Origin of the sequence: Neorhodopirellula pilleata (assembly GCF_007859915.1) — a bacterium.
In the GTDB taxonomy this organism is placed as follows: domain Bacteria; phylum Planctomycetota; class Planctomycetia; order Pirellulales; family Pirellulaceae; genus Rhodopirellula; species Rhodopirellula pilleata.
Map to the genome: position 1 here is coordinate 234,894 of NZ_SJPM01000006.1, position 18,472 is coordinate 253,365.

General features: G+C 53.8%; 19 protein-coding genes. 11 read left to right on the plus strand and 8 right to left on the minus strand.

Annotation, left to right across the window (positions count from 1 at the left end):
• The first annotated feature begins 6 nt into the window (after window positions 1–6).
• Window positions 7–315 carry a hypothetical protein gene (locus Pla100_RS31625; protein WP_146578654.1) on the plus strand — a complete coding sequence of 103 codons (309 nt, stop codon included), beginning with the start codon at window positions 7–9 and terminating at the stop codon, window positions 313–315.
• Between the two features lie 190 nt (window positions 316–505).
• Here the strand turns inward: Pla100_RS31625 and Pla100_RS15760 are convergent, their stop codons facing one another.
• On the minus strand, window positions 506–1,033 hold the full coding sequence (locus Pla100_RS15760; protein WP_146578655.1) for a hypothetical protein: 528 nt from the start codon (window positions 1,031–1,033) through the stop codon (window positions 506–508).
• A 38-nt stretch (window positions 1,034–1,071) separates the two neighbouring features.
• The gene (locus Pla100_RS15765) at window positions 1,072–2,667 is read right to left on the minus strand and encodes a sugar ABC transporter ATP-binding protein (protein WP_146578656.1); all 1,596 of its coding nucleotides are present in this window, start codon (window positions 2,665–2,667) and stop codon (window positions 1,072–1,074) included.
• Window positions 2,668–2,817: 150 nt separating this feature from the next.
• Here Pla100_RS15765 and Pla100_RS15770 point away from each other — a divergent pair, with 150 nt between their 5' ends.
• Both Pla100_RS15770 and Pla100_RS15775 read left to right on the plus strand, forming a co-directional pair.
• Window positions 2,818–3,927: a glycosyltransferase family 2 protein gene (locus Pla100_RS15770; RefSeq protein WP_146578657.1), complete on the plus strand. Its 1,110-nt coding sequence runs from the start codon at window positions 2,818–2,820 to the stop codon at window positions 3,925–3,927.
• Window positions 3,928–3,933: 6 nt separating this feature from the next.
• Window positions 3,934–5,334: a glycosyltransferase family 39 protein gene (locus Pla100_RS15775; protein ID WP_146578658.1), complete on the plus strand. Its 1,401-nt coding sequence runs from the start codon at window positions 3,934–3,936 to the stop codon at window positions 5,332–5,334.
• A 256-nt stretch (window positions 5,335–5,590) separates the two neighbouring features.
• On the opposite strand, the gene Pla100_RS15780 is transcribed toward Pla100_RS15775, so the two are convergent.
• On the minus strand, window positions 5,591–6,859 hold the full coding sequence (locus Pla100_RS15780) for a glycosyltransferase family 2 protein (protein WP_146578659.1): 1,269 nt from the start codon (window positions 6,857–6,859) through the stop codon (window positions 5,591–5,593).
• Window positions 6,860–7,071: 212 nt separating this feature from the next.
• Between Pla100_RS15780 and rfbF the strand changes: the two genes are divergently transcribed.
• The 7 genes from rfbF (at window position 7,072) to Pla100_RS15815 (ending at window position 13,702) form a co-directional block, all read left to right on the plus strand.
• A complete protein-coding gene (gene rfbF / locus Pla100_RS15785) occupies window positions 7,072–7,896 on the plus strand; it encodes a glucose-1-phosphate cytidylyltransferase (protein ID WP_146578660.1) in 825 nt (274 codons plus the stop codon).
• An 84-nt stretch (window positions 7,897–7,980) separates the two neighbouring features.
• Window positions 7,981–9,039, plus strand: coding sequence for an NAD-dependent epimerase/dehydratase family protein (locus Pla100_RS15790; RefSeq protein WP_146578661.1), 1,059 nt, complete (start codon window positions 7,981–7,983; stop codon window positions 9,037–9,039).
• Window positions 8,994–10,223 (plus strand): class I SAM-dependent methyltransferase, encoded by a 1,230-nt coding sequence (locus Pla100_RS15795; RefSeq protein ID WP_146578662.1) that lies wholly within the window; start codon window positions 8,994–8,996, stop codon window positions 10,221–10,223. The genes Pla100_RS15790 and Pla100_RS15795 overlap by 46 nt, the downstream gene beginning before the upstream one ends.
• Before the next feature lie 4 nt (window positions 10,224–10,227).
• Complete coding sequence (rfbC, locus tag Pla100_RS15800) at window positions 10,228–10,782, plus strand: dTDP-4-dehydrorhamnose 3,5-epimerase (RefSeq protein WP_146578663.1); 555 nt, start codon at window positions 10,228–10,230, stop codon at window positions 10,780–10,782.
• A 258-nt stretch (window positions 10,783–11,040) separates the two neighbouring features.
• Window positions 11,041–12,105 carry a class I SAM-dependent methyltransferase gene (locus tag Pla100_RS15805; RefSeq protein ID WP_231603111.1) on the plus strand — a complete coding sequence of 355 codons (1,065 nt, stop codon included), beginning with the start codon at window positions 11,041–11,043 and terminating at the stop codon, window positions 12,103–12,105.
• On the plus strand, window positions 12,102–12,950 hold the full coding sequence (locus Pla100_RS15810) for an NAD-dependent epimerase/dehydratase family protein (RefSeq protein ID WP_146578665.1): 849 nt from the start codon (window positions 12,102–12,104) through the stop codon (window positions 12,948–12,950). Before Pla100_RS15805 ends, Pla100_RS15810 begins: the two co-directional genes overlap by 4 nt.
• On the plus strand, window positions 12,947–13,702 hold the full coding sequence (locus tag Pla100_RS15815) for a cephalosporin hydroxylase family protein (RefSeq protein WP_146578666.1): 756 nt from the start codon (window positions 12,947–12,949) through the stop codon (window positions 13,700–13,702). Before Pla100_RS15810 ends, Pla100_RS15815 begins: the two co-directional genes overlap by 4 nt.
• Window positions 13,703–13,712: 10 nt before the next feature.
• Here Pla100_RS15815 and Pla100_RS15820 read toward each other — a convergent pair whose 3' ends face one another.
• From Pla100_RS15820 to Pla100_RS15840, 5 genes are read right to left on the minus strand one after another with little or no spacing between them, the layout of a single operon-like run.
• Entirely contained in the window at window positions 13,713–14,423 is a 711-nt protein-coding gene (locus tag Pla100_RS15820) for a class I SAM-dependent methyltransferase (RefSeq protein ID WP_146578667.1), read from the minus strand.
• A gap of 27 nt (window positions 14,424–14,450) precedes the next feature.
• Window positions 14,451–15,257 carry an FkbM family methyltransferase gene (locus Pla100_RS15825; RefSeq protein WP_146578668.1) on the minus strand — a complete coding sequence of 269 codons (807 nt, stop codon included), beginning with the start codon at window positions 15,255–15,257 and terminating at the stop codon, window positions 14,451–14,453.
• A 48-nt stretch (window positions 15,258–15,305) separates the two neighbouring features.
• Window positions 15,306–16,070: a class I SAM-dependent methyltransferase gene (locus tag Pla100_RS15830; protein ID WP_146578669.1), complete on the minus strand. Its 765-nt coding sequence runs from the start codon at window positions 16,068–16,070 to the stop codon at window positions 15,306–15,308.
• Window positions 16,071–16,116: 46 nt separating this feature from the next.
• On the minus strand, window positions 16,117–16,797 hold the full coding sequence (locus Pla100_RS15835) for an FkbM family methyltransferase (protein WP_146578670.1): 681 nt from the start codon (window positions 16,795–16,797) through the stop codon (window positions 16,117–16,119).
• A 40-nt stretch (window positions 16,798–16,837) separates the two neighbouring features.
• Window positions 16,838–17,836, minus strand: a complete 999-nt coding sequence (locus Pla100_RS15840) for a hypothetical protein (protein ID WP_146578671.1) — start codon at window positions 17,834–17,836, stop codon at window positions 16,838–16,840.
• Between the two features lie 222 nt (window positions 17,837–18,058).
• Here Pla100_RS15840 and Pla100_RS15845 point away from each other — a divergent pair, with 222 nt between their 5' ends.
• Window positions 18,059–18,472, plus strand: coding sequence for a hypothetical protein (locus tag Pla100_RS15845; RefSeq protein ID WP_146578672.1), 414 nt, complete (start codon window positions 18,059–18,061; stop codon window positions 18,470–18,472).

An 18,472-nucleotide genomic window follows, 5' to 3' on the forward strand; every position in this document is an offset into this window, starting at 1 on the left:
GCTAAGTTGAATCGCACCACGCCACCATCGCGAAGTGGAAATGTCTGGCAGACACAGCCAGCAGCACGTCAGCGCCTGCAACCCGGTAAACAACCCAATAAGGCTCAACAGGAGCAACCGCTGCTGATCCATCCAATTGATTGGCAAGGACGAACGGAATTGAGGACGATTGATGAAAACGAGATGATTAACGTATTCAGTCCGCTCAGGTTCGCCGGGGCGACCAGCAAACCAACGATCAACAATAGCAACAAATGCAAACACAGCGATGTCAACCAACCGACCGCAACGGGGGCGAGTCGGACGATCCGCTGAGACGTCGATCTGCGGCAAGTGACTTTCCGACGACATGATGGACTCCGCCGATTGGTTCGCGAGGCTATGTTTGAAGCACCCCAGACCGATCACGCCGTGTCAAACAATTCGCTATTTCAATCCTCCCAGCATCGTTCCGAAGCAGATCGACAATCAACCTCTCATAGTACGCAGTCGCGGTGGCTTCGATTTAACGAGAGGTTCTTGATTCGACCAATTGTCGGCGAGAGTCGATTTCGTCTTTGTTCATGCCGGCCTCGCCGAGGCGAGTCAACAACGCGGCTTCGGATGCGGCGATCGCGTCGGGGGTACGTGCGATGCGAACACGAATACCGTTCGGTTCACCGGAGACGTTTTGTGCGAGGGCAATGATTTCGTCGAGGGTTTTGGCTTCGCGTTGATCAAGATCGTCCGCATCGGTCGCGATCCAGTACTGGTTCCCGTCGATCAGAATGTCGACCACAGGTGGTGCGGCGGGTTTCGCCGGAACCAATTCCATTTCGGCAGGTGGTTCGTCCGTGAGGTTAGTTGCGGGGGCATCAATCGGGGGCATCGAGTCGATATCGGCAATCGCTTCCTCGACCGCCGCGAGCTCAGCGTCTTGGGCGGCATCACCTGGGCCACTTCCATCGCGGAAGCCCAAGCCAAAGTCAAGAAACTGGCTTGCAAGGATTAAAGCAACACCGCCACCCAAGACGATCGGAACTCGTTTACGCATGAAGATGGCTTTTGTTTAAATTGACAATGCAGTATCGCTCAAATGGCGGCGGTGAGTAATTCGTGTTCGGTCCATTGGTCGGCTTCACGAACTTCGATCAACCGGCCTTTGGAAAAAACCGCGATCGTGTCACACACGCCCATCAATTCTGGCAGGTAACTGCTCACCAGCACAATGGCTTTTCCTTGGGCGGCCAGTTCACCGATTTGGCGATAGATCGTTTCTTTGCTGCCGATGTCGATCCCGCGGGTCGGTTCGTCCAATAACAAGATGTCGCAATCATGGTGCAGCAGTCGGCCGAAGGCAATTTTTTGTTGATTGCCGCCGGATAATTCTCCGATCGCTTGCTCGGGCCCGGACGCTTTGACGTCGAGCTGTTTCATCCAATACCGCGTCGCCGATTCCATTTTTGCGGTTGAAACGAACCCTGCCCGTCCGTAATCGCCCGCTCGGGTGATCGTCAGGTTGTCACTCAGGCTGCGGGTTAGGAACAGCCCTTCGTTCTTGCGGTCTTCGGAAACGAGACCAATGGAATCGTCCATCCAGCTCGATCGAGGGGAACGCGTCGTCGCGGCGCGGCCATGGATGACGACCCGGCCGGATTTCAGCTTATCCAGCCCGAAGACCGCGCGAAGCGTTTCGGTGCGTCCGGCACCGATCAGACCGGCGATCCCAAAAATCTGCCCGTGACGCACTTTCAATGCGACCGATTCGGGAAGTTCGGGGCCGCTGACCCCGTCCAGTTCGATCGCCACGTCGCCCCGTTGATGTCTGAAATGGGGATAGAGTTCGGACACGTTACGACCGACCATCATGCGAATGATCTCGTCCATGGGCGTGATCGGCTCTGCCGACGCGTCGGTGCCCGCTTCGGATCGCTCGTTGTTTTGCGGGGAATCTTCACCGATTCGCCCCGTCCCCACGCTGCGACCGTCCCGCAAGACAGTGAACCGATCGGCGATTCGTTGGCACTCTTCAAGAAAATGGCTGATGTACAGAACGCTGACGCCCTCGCTCTTGAGTCGTTCGATCACGTTGAACAAGTGCTCTGTGTCGTTTTGCGTCAAGCTGCTCGTCGGTTCATCGAGGATCAATAGTTTCAACTTGGTGGCCGTTCCCGCAGAGGTCACGACGGCGCGAGCGATCTCGATCATTTGTTGTTGGGCGATCGACAGTTCCCGGATGGGGCGATCGAGCGGCAAGTCGGGGCAGTTGAGCTTTTGCAGTGCCGCGATCGCCAGCGTTCGCTGTGCCGCTCGGTCCACCCAACCGGTTTTTCGCCCCCAGCAACGACGATTCGGCTCGCTACCAAGGGTAATGTTTTCGACCACCGACAAATCGGGGGCGAGGTTGAGTTCTTGGTAAATCATCGCAATTCCGGCCGCCTGCGATTGCCGCGGATCGGCCAATGTCACGATTTCTCCGTCCAGTTCGATCGACCCCGAGTCCGGTCGGTGGGCACCGCTGAGAACCTTCATCAAGGTGCTTTTCCCGGCCCCATTCTCGCCAATGATCGCGTGAACTTCCCCCCGGCCGACCGCCAGATCGACGCCGGCCAAGGCGTGGGTGGCTCCGAAAGACTTGGTGATCGCGGTTAGCCGCAAACGGTCTGGATTTGATGGGGTGATCGACATGCTCGAATTGTAGGACAAAACGATCAGCGGCGTATGCACCCCTCTGCCAAAGAGAGAGGAAGTCCATCTTTCCGTGATTGCGAGGTTTCCCTATGCTCGCCGCGTGGTGAAACTTACCCGACACGGAAGTTAGGACGGAAGCCAAATTCAATGAACCAATCGCCTGGTCGTGATCTCTCGATCATTATCCCTCTTTACAACGAGCAAGATTGCGTCAAACCGCTCTTTGCTGCTTTGGGCGAGGCATTCGCGGACGTCGATCGCCTTTTGGAGATCATCCTCGTCGATGATGGCAGTCGTGACCAGACTTATCGCACCGCAGTCGCCGAAAGCGAAACGACCGATTTGCCCGTGAAAATCATTTCATTGCAGCGAAATTTTGGCCAAACGGCCGCCATGCAAGCGGGAATTGATGCCGCGACGGGGCGACTGATTGCGACGCTCGACGGTGATCTGCAGAACGACCCGGCTGACATCCCCGCGATGGTGCAGGCGTTGGAAGACCGTCAGCTTGATTTGTTGGTCGGCCGTCGTGCAAAACGGCAAGACGGGCTGGTTTTGAGATTGATCCCATCTTGGATCGCCAATCGTTTAATCGCCATGACGACCGGCGTTCGCATCAGCGATTACGGTTGCAGTTTGAAGATTTATCGTGGTGACGTCATCCGTCAAATCCGCTTGATCGGTGAGATGCACCGGTTCATTCCCGCTTGGGTTGCGGCGGTGACGGATCCGTCGCGCATTGGCGAGATGGATGTACGGCACCGAGCCCGTCAATTCGGCAGTTCCAAGTATGGAATCTCCCGAACGATTCGTGTGGTCATTGATCTGTTGTCGGTGCTTTTCTTTATGAGGTACCGCAATCGTCCCGGTCATTTCTTCGGCTCTTGTGGGATGCTCGTCGGTGGTTTGGGGATGTCATTGATGGCGATGCTGCTCGTGTCCAAGTTTTTGTACGGCCAAGACATTGGCACCCGACCGCTATTGTTGATCGCCGTTGTCGCCATTCTTTCATCCTTACAATTGATTTGTTTCGGCGTCATGGCCGAAATGTTGGCGAGAAATTCGAATACGGGGCCTGTATCGGACGTCGCATCCCAAAGACTCACATCTCACCAAGGCTCCTCTCACCGGGGTTCCTCGCACCGGGGTTATTGGGTGCGAGAGCAAACCATGAGTGCTTCGTATCCATCGGACAGTGACGAGCTGATGATTTCGCTTCCGTCAAATCGGTCCGTCATCACGCGGAAGGCCGGTTAGCGCTCTATGGCGGATTGGATTCTCAAGTATCGGAAGTTCAGCGCGGTCCTATTCGCGATGTACTTCGTGACACATATCGCGATTCGCGTTAGTGACGATCGGGGCTTGAGTTTTGACGAGTCCGAGCAGGTGTTTTTATCACAGTGGATGCGATGGGGTTACAACAGCCAGCCACCGTTATACACCTGGATTCAATCCTTGTTCTTTTCGATCTTTGGATATCGCGTCTTGGCACTTTCGTTGCTCAAGAACAGTCTGATCGGGTTGACTTATGTGGTGGTATTCCGTCTGGTGCACCGCACGACCGGAGATTCACGCAAGGCGATCGCCGGCTCATTGGGGATGTTGATGATTCCCCAAATCGCATGGGAAAGTCACCGCGATCTTTCGCACACGGTGTTGGTAACGTTTGCGACGGCATGGTTGATCGATCGGGTGATCGCCACGATGCAGTCCCGCACCACTTGGAATTATGCCGCGATCGGCATTGTCTCCGCATTGGGGATGATGAGCAAGTACAACTTTGCCGTTGTTGTTCTCGCCGTGATCGTATCGGCGATGACGATACCAAGATACCGTCAATGCTTACTGGACCGCCGTTTGGTGTTGAGTCTTGTCGTTGCGATCGCTCTATTTGCTCCGCATTTGGTATGGGTGATCCAACATCAACACTTGGCATCCGCCAAAACGATTGGCACGCTCACCGCAGACCAAACCCTCTTCTATTTTGATAATTTGGCCGTCGGGTCGAAGGCTCTTTTGGGGTCGATCACCTCATGCGTCCTCTTAGCCGTCGTCGTGTTCGCGATTGCCTATCGTGAGCGTTTCATTGGCCGGGCGAACGGTTCGGTGGCGGTTTCGCCGAGCGAAGGGCTTCACGACGCGACGACGCAACTGATTGGTCGCTTCTTGATGGCTTCATTTGTGATTCTCGCCCTGTTGGTATTGTCCGGAAATGGGTTGGAATTTAAGAATCGTTGGATCCAACCTTTTGTGTGTTTGTTGCCGACGTATTTCGTCCTCCGTTGGGGCGTTGCGGGCGGTCAAGTCCGTTCATTCGACGAACGACTTTCTTTGAACCGGATCGCCTTGATGGGCGTGTTGGCGATGGTTGCCGTCATCACCGGCGCCTTGATCCGGCACGCTCGCACGTCCGGTTCGCGCGTTGCGGAAATGACCGCCGAGCAACGAATGGATCGCACCATCGATGGCGTTATTTTGACACCGATCGTATCGCTTGCCGGCGATCTCAAGCTAAAGTATCCCGATCATATGGTACTCGCGAACGACCATCCGCATCTTGGCAGTCGATGGCGGCGTTCCCAAGATGAACCGGCAACACCAGCCGCCCGCTTTCCTGAAAAGCTGCATGCGGAAAAGCTGCCGAGCGTGTCGATGAGGCGTTAGTGTTCTGCGTTGGAAAGCGGTGTCAAGATTCTAAACTCCAGGTAGCGAAACTACCAAGAAATTCGGTCTAGACTACCGCTCGTTCGCCGAGTGGCTTGACGACTTTCGCTGCGCACCAACCATCTATTTTATGGTTTGCTAATTACTAAGCATCGCGTGAACAATAAGTGATGGATTCTTAACGTGGCGTCGACTTTCAGTCGACGTTTCAGGGTTTGGCGACTGAAAGTCGCCACCACTTAATGTTCACGCGATGCTAAGCGGCTCGGCGAGCTTGCGCAAGCGACCGGGGTTGGCGACATCGGCGCATAGCGGCCTTCCAGCACTTCGCCGCAGTGCGGGTGCCGTCAAGAATTCGGGCGTAGTCATCACCGAGCACATGATCGTAAGTGATTGCAGCGGTCAGCGAGTTATTCCGTCCTTCCACTTCCGCTGAAATACGCTTGCGATGACGCAACGCACGGAGTTTTTCTAGCCATGTCGTGAGCTTCCTGAATTTCGCGACGACGGCTGCTGGTGTATGGGTCGCTTCGACCAATTCCGCTTGAGTGCCCGTTTTCTCTGCGTGCTCATTAAGGATCACTTGCAGTTTTTGTGACGTCTCTTGGTCACTTGCGCGGGCCGAGGAGAGTATGAAGTGATACCACGCCCGATAGTCTGGGCTTTCGATCGCGATTGGCGAACGGCTGCGAATCGTTTCTAGGGTTGAGAAAAACGCGAGCGGCACCGACAATGCGTAACCCATGACATCTTGAGTCGGGTCTTGTCTGTTTTCCTCGCCAAATTGATGCCCCGGTTTGCTACGAGGATCTTTCGAATCGTAGCCATGATGGCCCCCACCGGTGCTGACCGGACTGTATCCGTTGATAGAGAAGGGATGTGGGGAGTGCAACGCATCAGCGTTGTTCAGAACCGCCTGGTAGCTCACGTAAATATCTGGGATACTGCTTCCGAAGCATTCCCCGTTTGGTCCGGTGATGCGATCCAAAAAGGTGCGGGCAATGCAACCGTGATAGATCGCCGGCTTAGGCCCCGCATCGCGGAGATCACAGCGCAAGAGGCGTCGCCACGATTCAATACAGTCCACTCGCTCAAGCGATCCATAAACTCGATCGCGTTGAAATTTAACGCTTCCAGTTCGGTTGCCGTATCCTTCGATCGGCCATCCGTAAGTGGGTCGATCCCAACTCAAGGCGTCTGGACGTCGTTCGTCTAATAGTCGCCGCAAGAATTGAAACTGCTGCGGCAAAATCGCATCGTCGTCGCCGATGAAGATAACATAATCGCCGGAACTGTTGTGCAATGAGAACTCAAAGTTCTGTCGCATGGAAACCCGTCGGCCGGTGTTGAGGTAACGAAGTCTTGAGTCAGAGGCAGCTTGAACGGTCTTGAATGTCTCATCTTCGCTCGCATTGTCGCTCACGATAATCTCGAGCTGCTTGTCGTCGATTTGCAGTGCGGACTGAAGGGTTTCGGCCAAGTAATGGCAGCGCTCGCGTGTCGGAATGATGAGGCTGATAAGCATGCTCTGACTCTATAAACATCTGTGGGTCGTGAACTCAAAACCTAAACAGCCTTTACCAGCCCCGCTTCGTCTCCGTCAATATGGATACTTCTTCCCGTCGCTCGGGTGTCGATTTGGTATTGATGATCGAACAACAGGATGCTAGCTTTGCACTGCTTCAAATGAATGAAGCGTGAAACGCAGTTCGTCTCACATGACTAAAGGAATGGTTCATGTCGATCGTATTACTGGCAGGTGGACTGGGCACACGGCTTCAGGAAGAAACCACTTCCCGCCCAAAACCGATGGTCGAGATCGGTGGACGACCCATTTTGTGGCACATCATGAAGCACTATGCGCATCATGGCCACGATGATTTCCACATCGCTTGCGGTTACATGGGCGATTTCATTAAGGGCTACTTCCTAGACCAGTACAACCTTTCAGGCGACTTGTCGATCGATTTCAGCCGGAACGTTGTTTCCCGCCAAGAGTCGGACGCGGAGAGTTGGCGTGTCAATCTAGTCGACACAGGAATCAACACCCAAACGGGTGGCCGACTCCTGCGGCTCAAGCCTCGTTTAGAATCCGGAACGTTTCTGCTCACCTATGGTGACGGGGTTAGTGACGTCGACATCAGCGCGTTGCTGGACTTTCATCGTTCCCACGGCCGACTCGCGACAGTCACGGCAGTGCGTCCACCGGCTCGCTTCGGCGGGCTGATTATGACCGGCGACTTTGTTGATCACTTTACCGAGAAGCCGGTCTCAGGCGAGGGTTGGATCAATGGCGGTTTTCTCGTCTTTGAACCAGGGATTTTTGACTATCTGTCATCCGACCTAGACAGCTTGGAAGCCGATGCGTTGGAACGAGTGGCCGCCGACGGGCAATTGGCCGCCTATCGCCATCACGGATTTTGGCAATGCATGGATACGCTTCGCGACAAGCAATACCTGCAACGGCTTTGGGAAGATGGTTCGGCACCTTGGCGGACCTGGGACCGCGACGAGAAGGAAACGCGATTGCGGATCCGTCCCCAAGTGGCCAAGGCTGCCTGAATCAGAATGCCGATTTCTCATTCGAGGCAAATGGTTCTCGGATGCGAACGCTTTGAATTCACATACTGTTTGAAGGAATGACTCATGAATCCGACCGCAGGTACCCCATCTCACAACATCGACTTCTGGCGTGACCGCCCCGTGCTGGTAACCGGCGCGACCGGGTTGGTAGGCGGATGGTTGGTGAAGTCGCTCTTGCAGGCTCAAGCCGATGTTGTTTGCTTGGTTCGAGACTGGACGCCCAACGCCGAGATAATGCGCAGTGGCGATCTCGATCGCGTGAACGTCGTGCGGGGTGACATTTGCGACCAGGATTGCCTGGAGCGCGTTCTCGGTGAGTTTGAAATATCGACGGTAATGCACCTAGCTGCCCAAACGATCGTTGGCATCGCCAATCGCAATCCCGTCTCCACTTTCGAGGCGAATATTGGCGGTACTTGGAAGCTAATGGAAGCTTGTCGCCGCAGCCCCAAGGTCGAGCAGATCGTCGTTGCTTCGTCTGACAAAGCTTATGGCGATGCAAAGGTTCTTCCGTACACCGAGGACACTCCGCTAGCAGGCATGCACCCGTATGACGTAAGCAAGTCGTGCGGCGATCTGATCGCCCAGACTTATGCGAACACTTACGGGCTGCCGGTATGCGTCACCCGTTGTGGGAACTTTTACGGCGGCGGGGACCTGAACTGGAACCGAATCATTCCCGGCACCATCCGTTCGGTAATCCGAGGCGAGTCGCCCGTTATTCGCTCGGATGGATCTTTTGTACGAGATTACTTTTATGTCGAGGACGGAGCGGCGGCTTACATGCATCTTGCCGAGCAGATGGCAGCGAGACCGGAGCTCAATGGCGAGGCCTTTAACCTGTCAACCGAAATTCAAGTTTCGGTGCTCGAGCTGGTTGATGCGATCTTGAGCGAGATGGGAACATCTTTGAAACCCGTCGTGCGGGGCGAAGCATCCCATGAAATCCAACATCAATACCTTGATGCCAGCAAGGCAAGAAATTGGTTGAATTGGCAACCCGCATTTTCATTGAAAAAAGGACTGACAAGGACAATTCAGTGGTACCACAATTACTTTCAAGCGAACCAGAATCCATGCAACACAACGCTTCCTGTCGGTCGTGCGGCGGCAGCCGCCTGAACGAAGTCATTTCCCTTGGTAAAACGCCGCTCGCGAACGCGTTGCTGAACGAGAGTCAGCTGAGCCAGCCCGAGCCACGCTGGATGCTTGACTTGGTTCGTTGCCTGGATTGCTCGTTGGTGCAAATTACCGAGACGGTTCCGCCGGAGAGCATGTTCAGTGATTACGCATACTTTTCATCGTTCTCAGATACGATGGTCAGTCACGCGCGAACGATCGCCGAGCGCCTTGTGGATCAGCGTGGCCTAGAAGCATCGAGCCAAGTGATCGAGATCGCCAGCAACGACGGCTATCTGCTGCAGTGGTACGCCAAACGCAATGTGCCGGTCTTAGGGATCGAGCCCGCTCGGAACATCGCCAAGGTTGCCATCGAACAACGAGCCATCCCCACGATCTCCGATTTCTTTGGGATAAAGCTCGCCCTCGCGCTGGCCGAGCAGGGGCTCGTCGCGGACGTGATTCATGCCAATAACGTTCTCGCACACGTACCGGATTTGAATGGTGTCGTCGAAGGATTGAAGGCTTTGCTGAAGCCGGGTGGTCGCGTTGTTGTCGAGGCACCTTATTTGGGTGATCTGATCGACCACGTCGAGTTCGACACCATTTATCATGAACATTTATGCTACTTTTCGTTGACGGCATTGGTCGCCCTCTTTGCTCGTCATGGGCTAGACATCGTGGATGTCGAACGTCTAGCCATCCACGGCGGATCGCTTCGGATTTTTGCCGCTCATGCCTCGACCGAATCGATTTCCTCTGCGGTTGGCAGCCTTCTTAAAAACGAATCCACTTGGGTCCACTGCGAGGAGCACCACCAACGTTTTGCATCACGTGTCGAAGACCTGCGACAATCGCTGATCGAGCGACTGCAGGATCTCAAGGCCGCCGGAAATCGGATAGCCGTCTATGGCGCCTCAGCGAAGGGTAGCACCCTGATGAATTACTTCGGCATCGATGCCAAACTCATCGACTACGTCGTTGATCGAAGCACGGTCAAACAGGGCAGGTACACACCGGGAACTCATTTGAAGATCTATGATCCGCAGCGACTACTCGACGATCAGCCCGATTATTGCCTCTTGTTGACGTGGAATTTCGCCGAAGAGATCATGTTGCAGCAGGCGTCCTATCGAGCCAACGGTGGGAAGTTCATCATCCCGGTCCCCGAAGTTCGAGTCGCTTAGGCGAATGAAATTTGAACCAACGAAGTTTGATGCTGCGTGGCTATTAAAAATAGAACCGCAGTCGGATAACCGCGGATTTTTTGCCAGGACGTGGTGCACCGAAGAGTTTCGAAAGCAGGGACTCGCCGATCACTTCGTTCAGTGCAACGTTTCTTTCAACCAACATGAAGGAACCGTCCGCGGAATGCATTTTCAGGTTGCTCCGTCAGAAGAGTGTAAAATCGTTCGATGTACTCACGGAGCGATCTTTGACGTGATTGTGGATTGCCGTTTAGATTCGCCGACCCTCGGTATGTGGGAAGGATTTTTCTTGAACGACGACAATCATGACTCGCTCTACATTCCAGAAGGTTTTGCACACGGGTTTCAGACACTGGCCGCCCGCACCGAAGTGCTCTATCAAATGAATGAATTCTATCACCCACAGTGTGCTCGAGGGTTTCATTACCTCGATCAAGACATCGGCATCAACTGGCCTAAGCCGATACTAGTGGTTTCAGAGAAAGACCGAAGATCCGGGCCTTTCTCGAGTTGCTTGGCAGATCTACGTGAACACTAGATCGCTACAAACACAGGTTACGTCCCCTTGACTGCTGACCTTGTCAAAGAGAGCTTAAACGCTCCAGTTTCTCACTTCGATCGTTCTATACCGCTAAGATTACCTAAGATTCCGATGAACGATTTGACAATCTGTCCGGTATGTCATTGTTCAGTAAATCACATCTTGATTGAACAACGATTCGCCATCCCGACACTTCAGAACACGACGCTACCAAACTCACAGACGGCGCGGGAATTTCCCACCGGTTCGCTACGCATGTTACGATGTTCCGAATGCAGTTTTGTTTGGAATGCCGACTTCGATTCAGATCGAATCGTTTACGATGGAAATTACAACAATGACGTTTCTACATCACGTTATTATGTTGAACACCTCGAAGCGATGGCGGAGCGAATCGTTCGGTCGATTCCAAGTGACCGACCAATCTATTATGTTGAGGTAGGATGTGGCGAAGCGGACTTCCTAAACCTAGTTGTTCGAAAATCAGGGGGTCGCTGCCTGTCGGCTATTGGATTCGACCCTTCTTTCACCGGCGAAGAAACGCTACTGCCTGGCGTCACCGTCCACAAAAGCTTCTTCGGCGCAGAGCAACTTGGGTTAGTTCCGAAGAACACGAACGTTATCTGTTCAAGACACACCATTGAACACGTTCCTGATGTCCGAGGATTCGTTAGTGCGGTCGCCGCAGCGATGGATTCTCCCGAGCGAAGATTGTTCTTCGAGACCCCCGACGCGAATTGGATTTTGCGCAACGTTGCGTTTCAAGATTTTTTTTATGAACATTGCTCGCTGTTTACTCCACATTCTGTGTTGCGGCTGCTGTCCGACCATGGCCTAGAGGGACAGGTTGATAGCGTTTACGACGGGCAATACATGTGGATCGAAGCGATGCGTTCATCGCAAGACCGACCAAACATAGAATCGTGCGAGCTTCCGGCAAAGTTGGCTGACGAGTACCGTACCAAACAGGCAGCGTTGATATCCCATTGGGCATCGTATGTACGAGATCGTCGGGAGCGAGGTCGAGTCGCCATTTGGGGAGGTGCCTCGAAAGGAGTCACTTTTGCGATTCTATTAATGCAGCAATTGCATTGCAGCCTTGAATGTGCCATCGATCTTAATCCAGCAAAGCAAGGGCGATTCTTACCATCGACAGCCTTGCCGGTACTCGCTCCTGACGAAGCGATGCGTTGTGGTGTTCAGACCGTCGTGATTATGAATCCTAATTATGAGAATGAAATTCGTGCTCTCGCTCAACAGATGGATTGGCATCCCGAGTTCGCGACTCTAAACTCCGTTGTCCCCGGAAACAACGAATGAATCTTTTAGTCACCGGCGCGACAGGCTTTGTAGGACAGCATTTCGTTGCTGAGCTGATCCGACGACGACACCGAGTTACCGTCCTCGTCCGTTCAGAGGATAGAGCCCAGGAAATGAACTGGCGGGGCGATGTTCGAATCATCTGCGGGGACCTCAGTTTAGAGGATTCGTTCGATTGGGGATTGATTCGTAGTCCGCACACTCTGGTGCATCTGGCCTGGCCAGGGCTGTCAGACTTCCGTGACTTGGCCCACTTCGAGGTTCACGCCGGGTCGGCCTATCGGTTCATTCGACGCGTTGTGGATCATGGATGCAAACGGGTGCTGGTGGCCGGGACGTGCTTGGAGTATGGAATGCGAGAAGGCAGCATGAACGAGTCCATGCCCGCCAGTCCTGAACTTCCTTACGCGTTGGGTAAAGATTTTTTACGTCGATCCCTGGAGTTGCTGCGCAAGACAACGCCTTTCGACTTTCTGTGGGCGAGGCTGTTTTACATGTATGGAAACGGGCAAAACCCTCGTAGTGTGCTTTCGCAACTCGACGCGGCGATTAATCGTGGTGAGTCGGTGTTCAATATGTCCGGTGGCGAACAACTTCGCGACTACTTGCCGGTCGAGGACGTCGCACGATACTTGGCGGTCTTGACGGAGACGCCGGCACATGTTGGTATTGTCAACATCTGCAGCGGCAATCCGGTCTCGGTCCGCAGGCTGGTTGAACAGCATATTGAAGAACGACAGGCGACGATTCGCCTTAACCTTGGGCATTACCCTTACCCCGATTACGAGCCGTTCGCTTTTTGGGGCGATAACCGCATTCTGAAATCTCTTGAGAAGTCCTTATGAGTACATCCGATCCGATTCAAGCATTCGAGCAAGAATGCGCCGACCGCGTGGCCCACTACCCCAGCTCGGCTATCGCCGAAGCCGGACATGCTTTCGTTCGCGAAAGTACCCAACCGAAGTACTCGTACAATTTCTCATGGCTGGGACGACCGATCATTCAGTACCCTCAGGATATTGTGGCGATGCAAGAGTTGGTCTGGCGTATCCAGCCTGATCTGATCATCGAAACCGGGATTGCCCACGGCGGATCCTTGATTTTGTCGGCTTCGCTGCTCGAACTCAATGCCGCTTGTGGGGGCGATCCGAATGCGCAAGTGCTAGGTGTCGACATCGACATCCGTGCGCATAATCGCGAAGCTATCCTTGCGCACCCTATGTCTAAACGCATCTCGATGATTCAAGGCTCGAGCATCGCGCCGGAAATCATCGAACAGGTTCACACGCACGCTCAAGATAAACAACGGATCTTGGTTTGTTTGGACAGCAATCACACACACGACCACGTGCTCGCGGAATTACAAGCATACGCGCCCCTGACGAGTGTCGGCAGCTACTGTGTCGTCTTCGACACCATTATCGAGGAACTACCAGGCGAGATGTACCCGGATCGCGAATGGGGACCTGGTAACAGTCCGCAGTCGGCTGTGATGGCATACCTCGAATCGCACTCTGAGTTCGAGATAGATCACTCGATCGATAGCAAATTGCTAATCAGCGTGGCGCCGAAGGGTTATCTTCAGCGAATACAATGACGACGGCTTTTCAAGCGGCGCGGCGGACCGCTTTCATGTGCCATCCGAACGTTGCCAGCTCACTGGAACGCCGTTTGTCCCGCGGGCCGTCGAGTGCGGCCATGATGCGGACGCTCATTCGGGCCGCCGTCAGGCACACGAAACTGATCGGATCGATGAACATCCCACCATAACGACGTCGCACTGATCCGACTCGCCCGATCTCTTGGTCCATCACGTCAAAGAAGCCGCCGTTGGGCTGCAACTCGACGATCTCGAACCCGTGGTTGGACATCTGCTCGTTGTAAAAATACTCCGAGAAACCGGTCGCGTAATGATAGGGTGCGAAATGCGTCCAACTGACAAACGGTGCGGTGATGATCAGCAACCCCTCGGGCTTGACCAAGCGAGTTAGTTTTTCGACAGCACGAACCGGATCGACCACATGCTCGAGAACCTCGGTGCACAGTACTGCGTCAAACAATTCGTCTTCAGGAATGTCGTAAAGGTCGCATACGAAATCGAGCTGTGTGCGATCGAAGTGCTGGGTTTGCAAACCTTTGCGATTCCCCTTGCCGTCGTACTGAGCGATGTCCTGAGATAGATAATTCAAGTGAGAACAGTATTGTTTGTATTGACACTCGCCGGCACCGACATCCAAGATTCGACTTCCCGCGGGAATACTCTCGAGCGTTTGTTGGACCCAGTTCTGCCGGGCTTTGAGGTTTTTGATTCGTGGCATTCTGCAAAATCTCTCGTTTTGAATGACCTAGGCGGCAGCCAAGCGGTGGTTGTCTGGGGTACAGGAGTCCGAACTCGATTTAAGTTCAAAAATGGAGTTGATTTCGTCTCGATAAATTTCGGTATAGCCCGCTTCCAAGATCGAATGCCGAACCCGCGTCGCCGAATCGACTAATTGTTCGTTGTCGGCGAAGTCCGGATGGACGTCGCACAACTCGACGATCAGCATCTTGGGCTTCCAGTGTGAAAGTTCAAAGCCTTTAAAAACGTTTTCCTCGTATCCCTCGACGTCGACGACCAGAAGTTCAAACCCGACCGGTGTTTTGGTTTCTTGAAGCAAGCTATCCAACCGGCACACACGCGTGGCTTGATGCTTAAGTTGTTTTTTGAGCTGTTTCTTTGCCCACGGAATGCGTCCATATTCATCGAATGTCCCTTCACACATGGTGCTGAGGGCTTCGGATTGCATCAGCATGACTTCGCCTTCTTCCTCTCCCGCGGCCAAGTTGAGCACTTGGGTATCGTTGAAAAGGTGCCGCAGTCGACACAACTGGCTGAATTGACGCGAGGGTTCGACATAAACACCCCGCCAACCGTTGTCGGCTAACCATGAGGTGTTAGAGAATCGTTCACCATCGTAGGCACCGACTTCGACGAAGTGGCCCGGGCGTTTCAGATCGAAACGACTGCCGATGATTTGATCAAGCTGTTTCACTTGACAACTTTTTGACGGCCGACGGCCGACCGTCATCGCAACCAATTTACTGCGAAACGCCAGCCCCAGCGAGTTTGCTTTCCGCCAGTTCGAGCGTACGAAATCAAGAATGGACAACATCGGCTTCCTAGCCCTTCAATGAAAGATTGCGAAAAAGTCACAAGAGGTTCAATACCGAATCTTCGTGGCATGTGGAAGAGCGAAATAGTCTTGCAAGACGGGCAGGTCACAAGGCTCGCGAGAGACGACTAAGCAGTACGGCCGACCGTCGAAGTGAGCCTCGTGGAAATGGACGTTCTCCCAGGTCAAATGACCGCCTTGGTGAAGCTGCTTGATGTCATCGACAAAGGGATGACAGCCGTAGTTTTCCATCAACACGACGTATCGCTGGGCTAACCGGAACATGTTCGATAATGCCACAAGGTGGCTGACGGCGGTCTTGATGTGCATGATGACAGCTTGGCTGTACACCAATTCGGCAGTTCGCCAGTGGCTGGAAAACGGCATCGTGATGTCCTGTTGCTGTACAAACTCAGCAATATCCGGATTCCGTTCCCGCAGAAACTCGATCTGACTGGTCGATCGGTCTCCGCCTTGAATCGTCATGTGAGGGTAAAGCCTCGACAAATTGTGCATGTGATCGCCACCTCCACAGCCGATCTCATAAACGCTCGCAGGTGCAAGCCGGCCGATGGTTTCATAGACGGTGTGGAAATTGGGATGCAGACGCAGCGTTCCCGTATTCAATCGCTTGGTCAGGGGATCAAAAGTGGCTCTCTCGTCGACACGAAGGTCATAGTCGCGATCAAGCATTACTTGTTGAGGACCATATTTATCGCGGGTATAGGTTTCCCAGTTGAAGTCATCATTGAAGAATCGCTTACGACCAGGGCCGGCCCATTGATGAAACCTTTTCTTGATCACTGTAATCATTTCGTTGTCCTGCTATAGAAAAAGAGGTATATGAATCGGCTAGGCTTTAAGCCGCCGCTTCGTAAATGGCGTTTTGGTGGACTTTTCGGATCCTTGTTTTGCAATGGAATTGTTTCTGTTCCAAAAAAGCATTCAGTTCATCAAACAGAACACCTCCTTCGTAAATCGGTTTGGTCGATAGTTCCGTTTCCAGGCACTGAATATTTTGAAGGATCTCAGTGGCACCTTGCAGCACCAACAGTTCGGCGCCTTGGACGTCGAGTACTAAACAGTTGACTTCCGACGGTTCGATTCCGGCATCTCGGACAATGCTGTCTAGTTTTCGAAATGGCAGTCGCAACACCTCTCCGGTCGCATGCAACCCAGGGATCATCTCTTTACATTGACTCGACAATTGAAAAATCGAGTCCGACGCCCCATGGTTGTTGAACCGTACGAACTCGGCTTCGCCCTGGTCTTTCGCGCCGGCTAAGGCATTGATGGCGATATGTTCGGTAGGTGGTAAGAAAAGCGCCTTTTGTAACGCGCTACGACGGTTCGGATCGCGGCGACTAAGCGTCTGCTGTAATTTCTCGTAGGTATCCGGGGCGGCTTCGACCCACAAGACTCGTCGTGCGCATACACTCTCGTACCGTTCGGCTTCCTGTGCCAGGTGGGCTCCGACGTGAACGACCGTCATGCCTCGGAGCGTCTTGAGTCGTAACATACGATGCCGTGCGATATTCATGATATTTGATTTTCCGTGGAAGAGTGGTAGGTCGTGACGCTCATGCGGACTTGAGGATTCGGGAGTTCAGTTTGTGGTAAAGACGCGTGACCTCTCGCTTAACGCGAGGTGCGAATCGCAACGGGCTAGGCGGTCGGATGATGGCGGCTTGTTGCAGGACCGATTCTTCGTCGCTCAGGTCCTGGAGCGCCGCCGCGATGCAGGCCGGGAACGAAAGTTCGCCAAGAACTCGAGCTCTCGTTTGGTTGATGATTTCTTGACGATCTTCAAACAATCGGCTATCGACGATCTCACGTACGCGAGCTGCGGCGGCGCGTGGATCCGCGATATCGATCTGGACGAGACTCCGCTCATCGAACCAATCCAGAACGTTCGGGCAGCCCGCGTAGAGCGGGAACGAGTAACCGAGATAGGAGTCCGCTAACTTCTCACTCCAATAGTTTCGCTCGATCGAATTCTCAAGAACGAGGTGATAACGAAATGGGTCGATCGCGCTGGCTTTATCGTCGACGTTTCGAATCCCGCGACCAAAGATTGCCAAACGATTCCCCATTTCTCCGCGTAAGTACTCCACAAAACGCAACCGCGTCCGATGTCCTTGGTGCATCACCTTGTTAGAGAGAACGACGGATAGCTCGGCGTTCTTTTCCGGCATCGGGCGACATCGAAGCTCCTCGTGCGTCAAGACGCGGTCGGTTTGCCGATTCCATCCATAGAACCATGGCAACCCAGGATGGGACTCCACCCATTGACCGTCAAAACCTGCGATGTTGTATGGCGAGAGCAGAATGCCAAACTGGTTTAGATATTCGGGCGACCAAACAACCATCGACGAGGGTTCCCCGACCACCAACACACGCCGCCGGCGAGGGATGTGGGTCGCCATCGGCATGGGTGCGGGGGCCGCAAAGACGAGCCAACCGGTCCCGTTCGGGTCACAGTCAAAAACGCAACCATGCCCTTGGAATGGGATCGACGGTGCGGTTCGACGATAGATATCGGCTGCCGCGTCGATGGAGCATAGGTGGACCCGTTTCATGGATGTCCTTATTTCACGGGATGAACAAATCTTTGAGGTCGTTCTCGAGCGTAGCAACGTCGCAAAGTCAACCGCAAGTTCAGTTGGGGCGATCCCCATCCCCCGACATCCGACGCTCGATCACCTGATTCATATCGAGGTTTGCAGGTGGAACGGAAATCGTCATGATGCGGGCTTGAAACCACTTCTGCATGACCACAAATCGCGTTAGGTCCTTCCAGCATGTCGAAACTACTCTCCACGGTCGTCGTCCTCCTGCTCGGGTTCGCTTTGGGGACGATTTTTTCGGGCCAACCGCCGGCCGCAGCGGTGGCTCAAAATCCTGTTCCGCTGAGCTCACCGCCCGCGACGATCGACTCGACAGTGACCGTGATCGAGGCTCGCGGGGGGAGGGATGTTGCCGGATCGGGGGATTTGATCGGTTTTTCACACGTTGACGACCAGGGAACTCAGGTAATTACCCTTGTAAACACTCAAAAACAATGGATGGCTGTGTATCATATAGGTTCTAGCGGTGAGATCCGTCTGGCGAGCAGCCGGGCGATCGACGCCGATTTTACTTTGCAACTCAACGCTACCTCGCCGACGCCGGAAGAAATCCGACGTCTCAACGGGCACCCTCGCGATCGCGACTGA